The organism is Roseobacter cerasinus (genome assembly GCF_009811755.1).
Classification (GTDB): domain Bacteria; phylum Pseudomonadota; class Alphaproteobacteria; order Rhodobacterales; family Rhodobacteraceae; genus Roseobacter; species Roseobacter cerasinus.
This window is the reverse complement of record NZ_BLIV01000002.1, coordinates 490913-505334: the sequence shown is the minus strand read 5'-3', so window position 1 is coordinate 505334 and position 14422 is coordinate 490913. Positions and strand designations below refer to the sequence as shown.

Below are 14422 nucleotides of genomic sequence, written 5' to 3'. Positions count from 1 at the left end.
GCAGCTACTCGGCCGCCTGCGGGGGTGCAGCCTGAGGCGCGGGCGGTCCCTGCATCTCTGGCGCGCGGTCCGGTTGGCGCTTCTCGATCTCCGCGTTCAGAGCGGCCCCGATCAACACCAGAAAACTGCTCAGCCACAACCAGACCAGCATGGCGATCACTGCTCCGATTGAGCCATAGACCTCATTGTAGTTGCCGAAATGCTTGACGTAATAGGAAAAGGCAATGGACATGGCGGCCCAGCTCGTTCCGGACACGACGGCACCCGGCGTCAGCCACCCGATCTGGATACCCTTTCGATTGGGCCCAAACCGATAAAGCAGCCCAATCCCGCCAAAGATCACGGCAATTGCGATGACCCAGCGCAACAACTCAAGAGCAAAGGAGGCCAGCACCCCAAGAGGAAAAAATGACAGGACGATGGGCGTGACCACAATGGTCAAGACCGACACGAGGCCCACGCCCAGCAAACACGCCGTCAGCAGCAACGCACGCAGGTAGTGCTTGAAGCTTGACCGTCCCTCGCGGCCATAAACAACATTCAGCCCGTGCATCATCGCGCCAACGCCCGCCCGCGCCGACCAGAGCGCCAATCCAAGTGAAATCGCACCCGCCCAACCCAGCGTGCCGGAGCTGGCGCTGACAAGCGCGACAACCTGACCGTTGAGAATGTCATACACCTCTTCCGGCATCAGCGAGCGAAACTCTTGCATTTGGACAATGACAACAGCCGGGTTGGCGACGAGGCTCAGCACCGCGATCAGCGCTGCAAGGGCCGGAAAAACCGACAGCATGGAATAGAAAGCAACCCCAGCCGCGATGAGGCTGAGGTTGTTGGTGCCAACCTGTTTTCCGACGCCAAAGACGGTCGCGCGATTGACAGAAAATCTGAGTGGTTGCCCTTGGGGCATTTTAGATGGCGGCCCTCGCAGCACGGGGTCCGGCGATCAACCAGACGATGAACCCAACCACAGGTAGCACGAGCACGAGCAGTGTCCAAAGCACTTTTGAACCCGTGGAAGCGCCTGATCCGATGATCGAAACGATGGCCCAGATGTTCAGGACCAGAATGATAAAGCCGCCAATTCCTGCATATTCCATGATTTTTCTCCTGAGTTTCCTTGATGGCTCAACGTCTTTGTGTCTCCGAGGTTCCGAAAAAACCTAGTCCGCCGACAGCTCGTCCCGCACCTGACCCCAGGCCATGAGGGTAAAGATCGCCGTGCCGCCGATGATGTTGCCAGCCAGAACCGGCAGGAAAAATCCGCCGACCGCCTGTGCAGCACCCAGATCGCCCATCCAGACAAGCACTGCCATTTCAACCGATCCTGCGACGATATGGGTGAAATCACCTGCAGCAATGAGCCAGGTGAACGCCATGATGAGCAGGAATTTCGAGCTTTCTGCCTGCGGCATCATCCAGACGATCAATGCCACGATGACGCCTGCCGGAATGCCGCGCCAGAACGAGGCCTGTGCCCCCATGCCCGTCGCGTGATGGGACAGGTCAATGACCGCTGGCATGATGTCCGGTGGCAAGGCGGGCGTGAACACGAAGAGCGCGGCGACCGCAAAGGCGCCGACCACATTGGCCGCCAGCACGATCCCCCAGAGCCGCAGCATACACCCGAAACTGGACCATGTGCGTTGCACCATCACCGGCAATACCGTTGTGATCGTGTTCTCGGTAAAAAGCTGCATTCGACCAAGGATCACAGCCAGAAATCCAAGCGAGTAGCCCAGATTTTCGATCAGATAGCTATGCGGCACATCCGGCAAATAAGTTCGAAAGATCGCCTCGCCCAGCACCGACAGGCTGATCATGACACCCGCCGCAATGCCGGACCAGATCAACGACCGCTTTGGGCGCGCCATCTCCTCCTCGCCTTCGCGGCGAATGACTTCGTAGATCAGTTTTGGCGCCAGCCCGATTGCCTCCTGCACCGAGGCTTCTTCCTGCTTCTCTTCGTCCTGTTCCAAATCATGTCGCATGTTGTTTGTCGGGTGCTCCTGTCGCCGCGCGCGCTTGACTCCCAACACGCCAGCGCCTGAATGGGTTCCAAAGACACTGCCCTCAAGGAGCGCCATGCCCGCCTTCACCCCCATCCTGATGTCCGAGATCCGCAGCCGCTTCGCGCATGTTGACAGTTGTCCCTTCCAGGGCCCGCGCATCTTCTTCGAAAATGCAGGCGGCGCACTGACGCTCAACAGTGTTGTTGAAACCTCTGCGCGCTTTGCCGCCCTGCCCGACAATCAGGGCCGCGACAATCCCGCAGCCCATGCGCTGATGGAGATCATTGCCACCGCCAAACAGGATATGGCCACACTGTTCAATCCGGGCGGCGGGCAGGCCTTTGTCGGTGAGAGCGGCACCGAACTGACCTTCCGCCTCCTTCGCACGGCGGTGATGGGGACACCGCAAGGCACGGTGATCGGCTCCACCGTCGAACACCCGGCTTCGCGCTCCGCTGCCACCCATTGGGCGCAACAATCGGGCAAACTCTATATCTCCGTCCCACATGACAATGCGACCGGCGCCGTGACAGCCGAGGCTTATGCGGCCCGTGTGACCGCAGACGTACGCGTGGCCACCATCCTGCATACGTCCCCGGTGACCGGCATCGCCAATGATGTGGCGAGCATATCGGCGGCAATCCGAGCCAAGGCCCCAGAGGCGTTCATCATCGTCGACGGGATCCAACACGCAAGCCACGGCGCCATCGACATTGCCGCCTATGACATTGATGGCTACGTGATCTCGCCCTACAAGGCCTTCTCGCGCCATGGCTACGGCGTGGCCTGGGTCTCTGACCGCCTGAGCGACCTGCCACTCGAACAGCTGACGAACGGGCCAGAGACAAACTGGGAGATGGGAACCCGCGACACCGGCGCCTATGCCACATTCTCCGATGTGGTGGCCTACCTCAATTGGCTTGGGTCACAGCACACATCCAGCGCCGATCCCCGCCTGCGCATCGAGGCGGCAAGTGACGCCATCCGCGCGCATGAGAAGGCGCTGACCCAGACGATGCTGCACGGCACCGGCAACCTGCCGGGGCTGGCCGAGCTGCCCGGTGTGACCATCCTGGGCGGCATCGACAACCCCGGGCGTGAAGGTCTCGTCACCTTTGCGACCAACACCAGACCCGCTGCCGAAATTGTCAACAAACTGAACAGCCAGGGCATCCGCACCCATATCCGCAAGGCCGATCACTACTCCGGTAATATCCTCGCCCCTCTCGGTCTTGGTGCCGCTGTGCGGGTCTCGCTCTGCCATTACAACAGCCCGGACGAAATCGCCGCCTTCCTCGCCGCCATGAACGGCCTGGGCGACGCGGGCTGACCCTCCCCCTTCACCCTTCCAAAAATACTCATCGGCGCGACATCCGCCTCTTGCCAAGCCCTGAGCTGCAGCGCAGAGTTTCAGCCATGTTGCACCCCCCCTCCCTGCCCGATGCGATCGATGCCAAACGCGATGAGCTGATCGCCCTGACCCAGGACCTGATCCGCATTCCGACCCTCAACCCCCCGGGCGCCTGCTATCGCCAGATCTGCGAATACCTCGACAAGCGCCTCTCGGCGCATGGATTCGCCACACATCTCCTCCGCGCCACCGATAGCCCGGGCGACAGTGCGACCTTCCCCCGCTGGAACATCATCGCCCGGCACGAGGGGGCGCACACTGGCGAGTGCGTGCATTTCAACAGCCACACGGACGTGGTTGAGGTCGGGCGCGGCTGGACGGTCGATGCTTTCAGCGGCGAGATCAAGGACGGCAAGATCTACGGGCGCGGGGCCTGCGACATGAAAGGAGGCCTCGCCGCCTCGATCATCGCGGCCGAAGCCTTCATCGAAACCCACCCCGGATACGCGGGCGCCATCGAGATCTCCGGCACCGCCGACGAGGAATCCGGCGGCTACGGCGGCGTCGCGCATCTGGCCGAACAGGGCTATTTCGATCCCAAGCGCGTGCAGCACGTGATCATCCCGGAACCGCTGAACAAGGATCGGATCTGCCTTGGGCATCGCGGCGGCTGGTGGGCTGAGATCGAAACAAAGGGCGAGATTGCCCATGGCTCCATGCCATTTCTGGGGGATTGCGCAGTGCGCCACATGGGGGCGGTGCTGAACGCTTTCGAAGACAAGCTCTTCCCGGCCATGGCGGCGCGCCACACCGATATGCCGGTGGTGCCTGAGGGGGCGCGGCAATCGACCATGAACATCAATTCCATCCACGGCGGCCAGCAGGAGCAGGACCCCGATTTCACCGGGTTGCCGGCGCATTGCGTGCCCGACAGCTGCCGCATCGTGATCGACCGGCGTTTTTTGGTTGAGGAACCGCTGGACCAGGTCCGCGAGGAGGTCACAGCCCTACTGGAAGGGTTAAAGGCCACCCGGCCCGATTTCGACTATGAGCTGACAGAGCTGAACTCCGTCCTGCCCTCCATGACCGACCGGGACGCACCCGTGGTGCAGACCGTCGCGCAGGCCATCGAGGACGTGATTGGCAAACCGCCAGACTACGTGGCCTCCCCCGGAACCTACGATCAAAAACACATCGATCGCATCGGCAAGCTGAAGAACTGCATTGCCTATGGGCCAGGCATCCTGGAGCTTGCCCACAAGCCCGACGAATACGTGGGTATCCAGGATATGGTCGACAGCGCCAAGGTCATGGGCCGTGCGCTGGAAACGCTCCTGCTGCCGAAGGGCTGACACAAAGTCGCAGCCGAAGACCTGCCTAAATCGGCTTTTGCCTGCCGATCTCGCTTGCCAATACCGCCCGTCCGGGATTGACTGTACCTCATTCAGACATCGCAAAACGGGGAGGTTTCAAAGTGCCTAACATCAGCACAAACAAGGTCGTCCGCGTGATCTTCCTGGCCCGCGAATATGGGCCGGACAGCAACCACCTGCGGGACTATATCTCCGGCTTCAACGAAGAGGAGGCTGCCAACCTCGTCGCCCTCATGTGGGTCGGGCGTGAGAGCTTCGAACCGGAGGACTGGGCCGAAGCTTTGGCGACGGCAACGGCTGAGGCCACGGCACCGACGGAAAACTATCTTTCGGGCATGCCCGAGCTGCCCGACCATCTGGAAGCCGGCCTTGAAGCTCTCGGCATCGATGTGACCGAAGCGGAAGACCACTACCGCGACAGCTAGGGGGGCACCACGGCATGGAACGGCGATCGGGCGCCTATCGTAGACATCAGTCTGAGATGTGGGTGGCTCAGCCAGTCGTCATGTCATGCGCCCAAGCCACACGACACAGCACGAAGGACCGCGATCAGCCGCCCAGTGCAACCCGGGCGACATCGTCGACATGCAGACTGCAACGCAGCTGGCCGCTCAAGATACTTTCTACATCATGCCACCCGGCGTCGCTGACGTCGTCATCCGCCGTTGGTTCTCCTGAAATGTGCTCGCATAAGACAGCAGCCAGCAGGAAATGGAACTGGATCCTGTCTGCCGCATCCCGAACAATGACATCGATGTTGGTGAGATAGCGCAGGGGCCGTCCGACAACTCCGGTCTCTTCCCGCAATTCACGCGCTGCCGCTTCCATGGCCGTCTCACCCAGATCCACATGCCCGCCGGGAAACCCCCACAATCCGGCATCGGGTTCGTTGCGCCGTTTGACCAACAGCAACTTGTCGTCTTTCAATACGACCGCAAGAGCCGCAAGCTTTGGGGCAGTGATCACGACACGGCTCCTTCTTTTGTCAAAACTGGTGGCACGCCTTGGCCGCACGGCGCGAAGGATCGCGTCGACGCGTCGCAATGCCTTGGCAAGACAGCCGGTGGCCCTTTCATGACCCGGGCACCGGCACCTCGATGTTGTCGATTAGCCGCACGCCGGCCATGTAGGCCGCCGCGAAAAGCCGCGCGGGTTCGGTTGCGCAATCGATCAAGGCCAACCCGTCCAGCGTGCGCATCTCCAGATAGTCGATTTTGCCAAAGCCGGAGGCTGCCAGACGCGCCTCTGCCTCCGGCCTCAGGTCTGAGATGACCGCGCCTCGCCCCAGCGCCTCCGCCATCTGTTCCATCACCTCATGCAGCGCAGCGGCCCGGCTGCGCGCCTGATCAGACAGCAGGAGATTGCGCGAGGACATCGCCAGACCGTCGATCTCACGGATCGTGGGGCAGCCGACCACTTGCACCGGGATATCAAGGTCGCGCGCCATCCGGCGGACCACCTGCAGCTGCTGGAAATCTTTCTCGCCAAAAAACGCGAAATCCGCCGAGGTCTGCAAAAACAACTTCGCCACCACGGTCGCAACCCCGTCGAAGTGCCCGGGCCTATGCGCGCCGCAGAGCACATCCGTCAGCCCGGCCACACTCACGTTCGTGGCAAAGCCATCCGGGTACATCTGCGACCCATCGGGCACATAGATCGCATCGACCGCAAACCTCTCAAGCTTGCGCGCATCCTCATGCTCCGTACGCGGATAGTTCGCGAGATCTTGCGCGTTGTTGAACTGCTTGGGGTTCACGAAGATCGTCACAATCACGCGCTGCGACATCTCCTCGGCCCGCCCCACCAGGCTCAAGTGCCCATCATGCAACGCGCCCATGGTCGGGACCACACCGATGGTCTCCCCCGCCTGTCGCCAGCTTCGCGTCATCGCGCGCAGCTCAGTCCGTGTGCGTATGATCGGCGCGGTCACGGGGCCGCATCCGCAAACACATGCTCCGGCCCTGGAAAACGGCGTGCGCGTACGTCCTCGGCATAGGCCGCAATCGCCGCCTCGCCGGTGATCCCAAGCTCGGCATAGCGCTTTACGAACTTCGCTTTGAAGGCGGTGAATAGACCCAGCATATCGTCCACGACGAGGATCTGGCCATCGCACCCCGCCGACGCCCCTATGCCGATTGTCGGGATCGGCACCGCACCGGTGATCTCATCGGCCAGCCCCTGCGGCACCTTCTCCAGCACCACCGCGAAAGCGCCAGCTTGGGCCACGGCCTGCGCATCGGCCATCAGCGCAGCACCCGCCGCCCCGCGTCCCTGCACGGTGTAGCCGCCCAGCGTGTTCACCGACTGCGGCGTCAGCCCCACATGCGCCATCACCGGAATGCCGCGGGCCACCAGAAAGGCAATTGTCTCCGCCATGGCCACACCGCCCTCCAGCTTGACCGCTCCCGCGCCTGTCTCGCGCATCAGATGCGCGGCATTTCGAAACGCTTGGGCGGGTCCCTCTTCATAGCTCCCAAACGGCATGTCGATCACCATCATCGCAGAGCGCACCCCCCGCGCCACCGCCTGCCCGTGCATCACCATCATCTCCATGGTGACACCCAGCGTCGACGGCAGCCCATGCAGCACCATGCCCACGCTGTCCCCTACCAGCACAAAGTCGCACTGCGCGTCCATCATCTGGGCCATGGGCGTCGTATAGGCGGTCAGACTGACAATCGGTGTGCCGCCCTTCATGGCCCGGATATCATCGGGCAGCGGGGCGGTCTTGCGGGCGGTGGCACTCATGGCACGAGCCTTTCCATGGATCCTTGGCGCGCGACATAGCAGGCCCCGCGCGCCCGTGCCACCTGTCCCTTGCGCGACACGGCGTTTGCGGGAAAGCTGTGGGCACAACCGCATCCATGGGGAGACCACCATGTTCCACCGCCTGATGATGACCACCGCCGCCTGTCTGATCGGCCTAGGCGCACACGCCCAAACCGACATCACCGTCGCCGTACAACTCGAACCGCCGCATCTGGACCCGACGTCGGCCGCTGCAGGGGCAATCGACACAGTGCTCTACTCCAACGTCTTCGAAGGGCTCACCCGCTTCATGGCCGATGGCTCCGTCGTGCCCGGTCTCGCGGAGAGCTGGGAGATCAGCGACGATGGCCTAACCTACACCTTCACGCTCCGCTCCGGCGTGACCTTCCATGACGGCACGGTGATGGACGCCGAAGATGTGAAGTTCACCCTCGACCGGATCCTCGCCGAAGACAGCGCCAACGCGCAGAAGGCACTCTATACCGCGATCTCTTCAGTGGAGGTAATCGACCCGCTGACCGTGCAGCTGACCCTGTCGGAGCCCAACGGCAACATGCTCTTCAACCTCGCCTGGGGGGACGCGGTGATCGTCGCTCCTGAAAGCATAGACGGCATCAAGCAAAAGCCCATCGGCACCGGTGCGTTCAAATTCGTGGACTGGGTGCAGTCCGACCGCATCGAGCTGGCCCGCAACGAGGACTACTGGGGCACGCCCGCAGCCCTAGAAGCGGCGACGTTCAAGTTCATTTCCGACCCCACCGCAGCCTTCGCGGCGGTGATGGCCGAGGACGTGGACTACTTCTATGCCTTCCCCGCTCCCGAGAACCTTCCGCAGTTCGAGGCGGACCCGCGCTTCCAGGTGCTCGTGGGGTCCACCGAAGGCGAGACGATCCTGAGCACCAACAACAAGATGCCGCCTTTCGACAACCCGCGGGTGCGGCAGGCCATGGCCCATGCCATCGACCGGCAGGCGATCATAGACGGGGCGATGTTCGGCTATGGCACCCCCATCGGGACGCATTTCGCGCCGCACAACCCCGCCTACAAGGACCTGACCAGCCAATCGGCTTACGACCCGGAGAAGGCCCGCGCGCTGCTGGCCGAGGCTGGCCTGCCCGACGGGTTCGAGACCACCCTGCATCTGCCGCCGCCCGCCTACGCCCGGCGCGGCGGCGAGATCATCGCAGCTCAGCTGGCAGAGGTCGGCATCACCGCCAAGATCATCAATGTCGAATGGGCGCAGTGGTTGGAAAGCGTCTTTCGCGGTAAGGATTTCGGCCTGACCATCATCAGCCACACGGAACCGATGGACATCGGCATTTACGCCAACCCAGACTATTATTTCCAATATGACAATCCGGAGTTCCAGGCGCTGATCACCTCACTCAACAGCACCACCGACCCGGACGCGCGGACCCGAATGATGGGCGAGGCGCAGCGGATGATCGCCGATGACTACGTGAACAGCTATCTCTTTCAGTTGGCGCAATTGTCCGTCGCGAAAGCCGGGCTGCAGGGTCTCTGGACCAACGCCCCGACCCAGGCGACCGACCTGACCGGCGTGAGCTGGGCCGAATAGAGCGTAGGCCGCCAGCTCCACCAATCATGCGAATCACCTTGCAGTGAGCCTTCGGGAATTGAGACCCGGAGGCTCACTGCACTCCGCCGCAAAACAGCAATTTCCATACGATAGCGTCTGGACTTCGCAGCAATTGATCTAGGTCAAAAAATCGAGCTGCTTAAGCTGCAATCAGGACCAAAAGCCGCGCCTAATTATTACGCATTTGCTTGCTGCTATTCTACTTTTCCGGGTACAATATAGACATTCGGATGAGAGAAGATCCGAAGCTGCTGCATCCTGCAAGACACCCCTCTTTGGACGAAAGGAGACTGCCTTGACCGAGCTACAACAGCGCGCGTCCCACCTGGAGCACCTGATCGAGAACGCCTCGGCGAAAGAGCGCATCGCGCTGCAACCCCAGTTCGACCGCGTGATCGCAACGCTCAAAGCCTCCGGACAGATCGTGCCGCGCCGCCTGGAGCGGATGAACAACGACCTGCGCGACGAAGCCATCGAAGACATGTTCGACAATATGCCGGTCTGAGGCGACCGGGCGCCGTCGCGGCGGGTTGACCACAACGCCAGTTGCACGCCCTGTTCCCTTGTCTGGATCGGCACTGCCACCGGCGCGGTGAAGGCAAGATCGACGCGTCGGACTCCAGTTTTTCCACGCTACCCCATACTCCGCTGTGATTGGCCAAACCGGCCAACAGATCCATGCGTGAGCAGATGCACGCGATCCTTGATTGCATCGCGTACCGGGCCAACGCGCTGTGCATCCCGCAAGGTGGTGAACCAATGGTCCGGCGGGTTCCTGCCTCTGCGCGTGTTCTCCCACCGCAGGGCGCGAAGAACCGCCTCAGCCTCCGCAGGAAGCCACTCCGGGATGACATGGCCGTTCAGCGTGGCCCAGACACCGGTCCAGAGCCGCCCGACAGACCACGGGTTGTAGCCGCCGCCGCCCAGCACCAGAAGCCGAGGCGCCATACTCATCAAGGCCTCGACAACCGCCCAATGCGCGTTGTTGCTCAAGGACAGATGCGCCAGCGGGTCTTCCTCGACCCCGTCCGCTCCGCAGAGCAGCACCACCGCATCCGGTCGGAACGCCGCGACCTGCGGCACAATCAACGCCTCGCAGATGAAGGCCATCTCGCTGTCGTTCAGCCCTCGTGGCACAGGCAGGTTCAGCGCCGAGCCGCCTGCGTCATCCTCCAGCACCCCCGTACGCGGCCAGAGCCGCTCCTCATGCACCGAAATCATCAGGCAGTCGGGATCGCCGTGGAACCCCACGGCCACCCCGTCACAATGATGCGCATCGATGTCCACATAAGCGATCCGCCGCACGCCATTGCGGCGCAGGCTCAGCATCGCCAGAACCGGGTCATTCAGGTAGCAAAACCCGTTGGCCCGGTCCGGCATCCCGTGGTGCGTCCCGCCGGGCGGGTTGTAGATGACACCTCCCTCGCGCAACAGCTCACCTGCCAGAAGCGAGCCACCCGCGGCCGTGGCAGGTCGCCGGTAAATCTCCGGGTAGACCGGGTTCGTGACCGACCCGATATCATGCCGCCGCAGGTCTTCATCCGTCCTGTGCTGCGTCGCCTCAACCCGCTGCAGGGCGGCCACATAGTCCGGCGTGTGCCAGACCTCCAGTGCCTTTGGCTTGGCGCGCGGCGCGGTGATGAACTGCTCTTTCGGCAACCACCCCAACGCACGGCTGAGGTCCATCACGGTGCTCACACGCGGCACCCGCAGCGGGTGCCAGCGGCCATAGCTGGAATGGCGGAAGATCTCCGCTCCGATGAAAAGAGGCTGCTCCATAAGCCCCCAACCTATACCGAGCCCGGTCAACAACAAGCGCGGGGGAGGTCCGCTTCATTGTTCCCCAAAATATGCAAACCCCAACGTCACCGCCGACACGACAAACGATAGAGGTACACATCACCCGCAAATCCATTAACCTCAGCCACAATGCTGCGTTATATGCTCAAACGTCTGGCCTCGCTTGTCCTCAGCCTCGCAGTGGCGTCACTGATCATCTTCGCACTGATCGAGGTGGCCCCGGGGGATCCGGCCTCCTTCATGCTGGGGATCAACGCGCAGCCCGAAACCCTGGCCGCCCTGCGTGCTGAATTGGGTCTCGATGTACCCAAGGTGCAGCGCTATCTGACCTGGGTCGGCGGGATGCTGACGGGCGATTTCGGCACCTCCTACACCTACCGCACGCCCGTGGCCGAGATGGTGGCCGACCGCATCGCCGTCTCCCTGCCGCTCGCGCTCTATGCGCTGATCCTCTCTATTCTAATTGCCTTTCCCGCAGGCATCTTCGCGGCCTCCCGGCGGGGCCGGCCGGGCGATCTGGGCGTCATGGGCGCCACACAATTCGGCGTCGCACTACCCAACTTCTGGTTTGCGATGATGCTCGTGCTGGTGTTTGCAATCCAGCTGCGCTGGTTCCCCGCAGGTGGCTTCGCGGGCTGGGACAAGGGGCTGCTGGCCGGTCTCACCTCGCTCACGCTGCCCGCCATCGCACTCGCTCTGCCGCAGGCCGCGATTCTCACCCGTGTGATGCGTTCCGCCCTGCTCGACGTACTGGGTGAAGACTTCATGCGCACCGCCCGCGCCAAGGGCCTCTCCGCCCGCCAGACCCTGTGGCGCCACGGGCTGCGCAACGCGATGATCCCGGTGCTGACCATCATCGGGCTGCAGTTCTCGTTCCTCTTTGCGGGCACCATCATCATCGAACAGGTCTTCTACCTGCCGGGTCTTGGACGGCTGATCTTCCAGTCGATCTCCGCCCGCGACCTGATCGTGGTGGAAAGCGTGGTGATGCTGGTGGTCTTCGCGGTGATCCTGATCAACTTCCTGGTCGATCTTGCCTACGCCGTCGTCGACCCGCGCCTGAGGTCGCCCAAATGACCCGCACTCTGATCATCGGAGCCGCGCTCTCCACGTTGCTCATCGGCCTGGCGCTTCTATCGCTAGTCTGGACACCCTATGACCACACCAGCCTCAACATTCCCAACAAATTGCAACCGCCCGGCGCCGCACATCTGCTGGGCACCGACCATCTGGGCCGCGATATCCTCAGCATGGTGATGGTGGGCGCGCGCACCTCGCTTGGGGTTGCCCTGCTGGCCTTGGCCATCGGCCTGAGCCTCGGCGTCCCCCTCGGGCTGGCAGCGGCGATGCACAAAGGCAACTGGCTCGACGAGACAATCATGCGCGGCAATGATATTGTCTTTGCCTTCCCGCTCCTGGTCATGGCGATCCTGATCACCGCGGTCTTCGGCCCCTCGGCCACAAACGCCATCGTCGCCTTTGGCATCTTCAACATCCCCGTCTTTGCCCGCGTCACCCGCGGCGGCGCACTCCCGCTGTGGGAGCGGGAGTTCATCCTCGCCGCCCGCGTCGCCGGAAAGTCGCACGCCCATATCTCCATTGAGCACATCCTGCCCAACGTCCTGAACCTGCTGATCGTGCAAGGCACCATCCAGTTTGCACTCGGCATTCAGGTTGAAGCAGCACTCAGCTTCGTAGGCCTCGGCGTACAGCCCCCCACACCGTCACTGGGTCGCATGCTGGCAGATGCGCAGACGCTGGTGACCCTCGCCCCACATATCGCTATCGTCCCAGGGGTCGCGATCATCGGCATTGTGATGGGGCTGAACCTGCTCGGTGACGGGCTGCGGGATGCACTCGACCCTCGATTGCAAAAGGCCCGGACATGAGCCTGCTGCACATCGACAATCTGTCCCTGTGGATCGGCGAGGCGGACATCCTCAAGAGCGTCAGCCTGCGCGTCAACCCGGGTGAGATCCTCGCGATCACCGGCGAAAGCGGCTCCGGAAAATCCATGACCGCGCTGGCCATCATGCAGCTGCTCCCGCGCGCAGCGCGGACCAGCGGCAGCATCCGCCTTGATGGGGCAGAGCTGACCACCCTGCCCGAACGGGATCTCTGCGCCCTGCGCGGCAACGATATCGGCATGATCTTTCAGGAGCCGATGACCGCGCTTAACCCGGTGCACAGCATTGGACGGCAAGTGGCCGAAACCATCCGTCTGCACGCCCCCTCAGCCGACGCAGACACCCAGATGCGCGACATTCTCACCCGCGTCGGCCTGCCACCTGATCGTGTCCCGCCAAACCGCTATCCGCACGAACTTTCGGGCGGTCAGCGTCAGCGCGTAGTGATCGCCATGGCCATCGCTCTGCGCCCCAAGCTGCTGATCGCAGATGAGCCGACAACCGCGCTTGATGTAACGACGCAGGCACAGATCCTCACCTTGCTGAAAGAGCTGGTGCGGGATTTTGGCATGGGGCTGATCCTGATCACCCATGACCTGGCTGTCGTCGCTGACACCGCTGACCGGATCGCCATCATGCGCGATGGTGAGATCGTCGAAACTGGGCGAACCCACCACATGCTGCAAACCAGGCAGCACCCATATACGCGGATGCTCTTTAAAGCCTCGACCCATCAGGTCAAGCTGCCAAAGCCGCCACCCCCCACAGCCTTGCTCGACGTACAGCACCTGCAGTGCAGCTATCGCCTGCCCCGCCCACGCCCCTTCGCACGCCCGGGCCAGTTCGACGCGGTGAAAGACGTGAGCTTCACGCTGATGCATGGGGAGCGGCTGGGCCTTGTGGGCGAAAGCGGCTGCGGCAAGTCCACGCTCACGCGCGCGCTCCTCGGGCTTGAGGCGCCCAGCCGAGGGCAGATCCTGCTCGATGGGACCCCTGTCACCACCCAAGGCAAAGCGAACCTCAAGATCCGCCGCCGTATGCAAGTGGTCTTCCAGGATCCGTTCGGCAGCTTCAACCCCCGTCACCGCGTCGCACGCCTGATCACCGAGCCGTTTCATCTGCTGGATAGCCCACCGCGCGGTCCGATCCGGCGCGACGTCATGGCCGACGCGCTGACAGCTGTTGGCCTCAAACCTGAGGATGCCAGCCGCTACATCCATGAATTCTCCGGCGGCCAACGTCAGCGCCTCGCCATTGCCCGCGCGCTGATCATCAAACCCGATCTGATCATTTTTGACGAAGCTGTCTCGGCTCTCGACGTCTCGGTGCGCGCGCAGATCCTCGACCTGATCGCAGACCTCTGCCGCACCCATGGGCTGACTTATCTCTTCATCTCTCATGACCTCGGCGTGGTACGGTCCGTGACCGACCGCGTGCTTGTCATGCAGGCCGGTGAAATTGTTGAGCAAGGACAAACTGATGCCGTCTTTACGAAGCCTCAACATCCTTACACCAAAAAGCTTATTGCGGCGGTGCCAAAGCTGCCCGATCTGAGGATGCAGCCCCTTGATGGAGACCGGATCTGACCCCCACCCGACTGCACCCGACGG

The 14422-nt window shown here is 62.5% G+C and carries 15 protein-coding genes; 8 read left to right on the top strand and 7 right to left on the bottom strand.

Annotated features, from left to right (window positions below; translation table 11 throughout):
• Positions 1–4: 4 nt before the first annotated feature.
• The 3 genes from So717_RS06285 to So717_RS06275 all read right to left on the bottom strand — a co-directional run bounded on the left by So717_RS06285 (position 5) and on the right by So717_RS06275 (position 1991).
• The gene (locus So717_RS06285) at positions 5–910 is read right to left on the bottom strand and encodes a YihY/virulence factor BrkB family protein (protein WP_159975360.1); all 906 of its coding nucleotides are present in this window, start codon (positions 908–910) and stop codon (positions 5–7) included.
• Position 911: 1 nt separating this feature from the next.
• Positions 912–1100 (bottom strand): PLDc N-terminal domain-containing protein, encoded by a 189-nt coding sequence (locus tag So717_RS06280; RefSeq protein WP_159975359.1) that lies wholly within the window; start codon positions 1098–1100, stop codon positions 912–914.
• Between the two features lie 63 nt (positions 1101–1163).
• Entirely contained in the window at positions 1164–1991 is an 828-nt protein-coding gene (locus So717_RS06275) for a formate/nitrite transporter family protein (protein WP_159975358.1), read from the bottom strand.
• 94 nt (positions 1992–2085) lie between these two features.
• On the opposite strand from So717_RS06275, the gene So717_RS06270 reads away from it, so the two are divergent.
• The 3 genes from So717_RS06270 to So717_RS06260 all read left to right on the top strand — a co-directional run bounded on the left by So717_RS06270 (position 2086) and on the right by So717_RS06260 (position 5161).
• Positions 2086–3342 carry an aminotransferase class V-fold PLP-dependent enzyme gene (locus So717_RS06270; protein WP_159975357.1) on the top strand — a complete coding sequence of 419 codons (1257 nt, stop codon included), beginning with the start codon at positions 2086–2088 and terminating at the stop codon, positions 3340–3342.
• Between the two features lie 86 nt (positions 3343–3428).
• Entirely contained in the window at positions 3429–4715 is a 1287-nt protein-coding gene (locus So717_RS06265) for an acetylornithine deacetylase/succinyl-diaminopimelate desuccinylase family protein (RefSeq protein WP_159975356.1), read from the top strand.
• 122 nt (positions 4716–4837) lie between these two features.
• Positions 4838–5161 carry a DUF3775 domain-containing protein gene (locus So717_RS06260; protein ID WP_159975355.1) on the top strand — a complete coding sequence of 108 codons (324 nt, stop codon included), beginning with the start codon at positions 4838–4840 and terminating at the stop codon, positions 5159–5161.
• Between the two features lie 124 nt (positions 5162–5285).
• Here So717_RS06260 and So717_RS06255 read toward each other — a convergent pair whose 3' ends face one another.
• The 3 genes from So717_RS06255 to panB all read right to left on the bottom strand — a co-directional run bounded on the left by So717_RS06255 (position 5286) and on the right by panB (position 7484).
• Positions 5286–5702, bottom strand: a complete 417-nt coding sequence (locus tag So717_RS06255; protein ID WP_159975354.1) for an NUDIX hydrolase — start codon at positions 5700–5702, stop codon at positions 5286–5288.
• 106 nt (positions 5703–5808) lie between these two features.
• A complete protein-coding gene (gene panC / locus So717_RS06250; RefSeq protein WP_159975353.1) occupies positions 5809–6666 on the bottom strand; it encodes a pantoate--beta-alanine ligase in 858 nt (285 codons plus the stop codon).
• Positions 6663–7484: a 3-methyl-2-oxobutanoate hydroxymethyltransferase gene (panB, locus tag So717_RS06245; RefSeq protein WP_159975352.1), complete on the bottom strand. Its 822-nt coding sequence runs from the start codon at positions 7482–7484 to the stop codon at positions 6663–6665. Before panB ends, panC begins: the two co-directional genes overlap by 4 nt.
• A 148-nt stretch (positions 7485–7632) precedes the next feature.
• On the opposite strand from panB, the gene So717_RS06240 reads away from it, so the two are divergent.
• Together So717_RS06240 and So717_RS06235 are read left to right on the top strand one after the other, a co-directional pair.
• Positions 7633–9084, top strand: a complete 1452-nt coding sequence (locus So717_RS06240) for an ABC transporter substrate-binding protein (protein ID WP_438810641.1) — start codon at positions 7633–7635, stop codon at positions 9082–9084.
• Positions 9085–9400: 316 nt separating this feature from the next.
• Positions 9401–9610 (top strand): hypothetical protein, encoded by a 210-nt coding sequence (locus So717_RS06235; RefSeq protein WP_159975350.1) that lies wholly within the window; start codon positions 9401–9403, stop codon positions 9608–9610.
• Positions 9611–9738: 128 nt separating this feature from the next.
• Here the strand turns inward: So717_RS06235 and So717_RS06230 are convergent, their stop codons facing one another.
• Positions 9739–10884, bottom strand: a complete 1146-nt coding sequence (locus So717_RS06230) for an acetoin utilization protein AcuC (protein ID WP_159975349.1) — start codon at positions 10882–10884, stop codon at positions 9739–9741.
• A 150-nt stretch (positions 10885–11034) separates the two neighbouring features.
• Here So717_RS06230 and So717_RS06225 point away from each other — a divergent pair, with 150 nt between their 5' ends.
• Genes So717_RS06225 through So717_RS06215 form a run of 3 tightly spaced genes read left to right on the top strand, consistent with a single transcriptional unit; the run spans position 11035 to position 14398 of the window.
• The gene (locus tag So717_RS06225; protein ID WP_159975348.1) at positions 11035–11982 is read left to right on the top strand and encodes an ABC transporter permease; all 948 of its coding nucleotides are present in this window, start codon (positions 11035–11037) and stop codon (positions 11980–11982) included.
• The gene (locus So717_RS06220; RefSeq protein WP_159975347.1) at positions 11979–12794 is read left to right on the top strand and encodes an ABC transporter permease; all 816 of its coding nucleotides are present in this window, start codon (positions 11979–11981) and stop codon (positions 12792–12794) included. Before So717_RS06225 ends, So717_RS06220 begins: the two co-directional genes overlap by 4 nt.
• Positions 12791–14398, top strand: coding sequence for an ABC transporter ATP-binding protein (locus So717_RS06215; RefSeq protein ID WP_159975346.1), 1608 nt, complete (start codon positions 12791–12793; stop codon positions 14396–14398). Before So717_RS06220 ends, So717_RS06215 begins: the two co-directional genes overlap by 4 nt.
• Positions 14399–14422 lie beyond the last annotated feature (24 nt).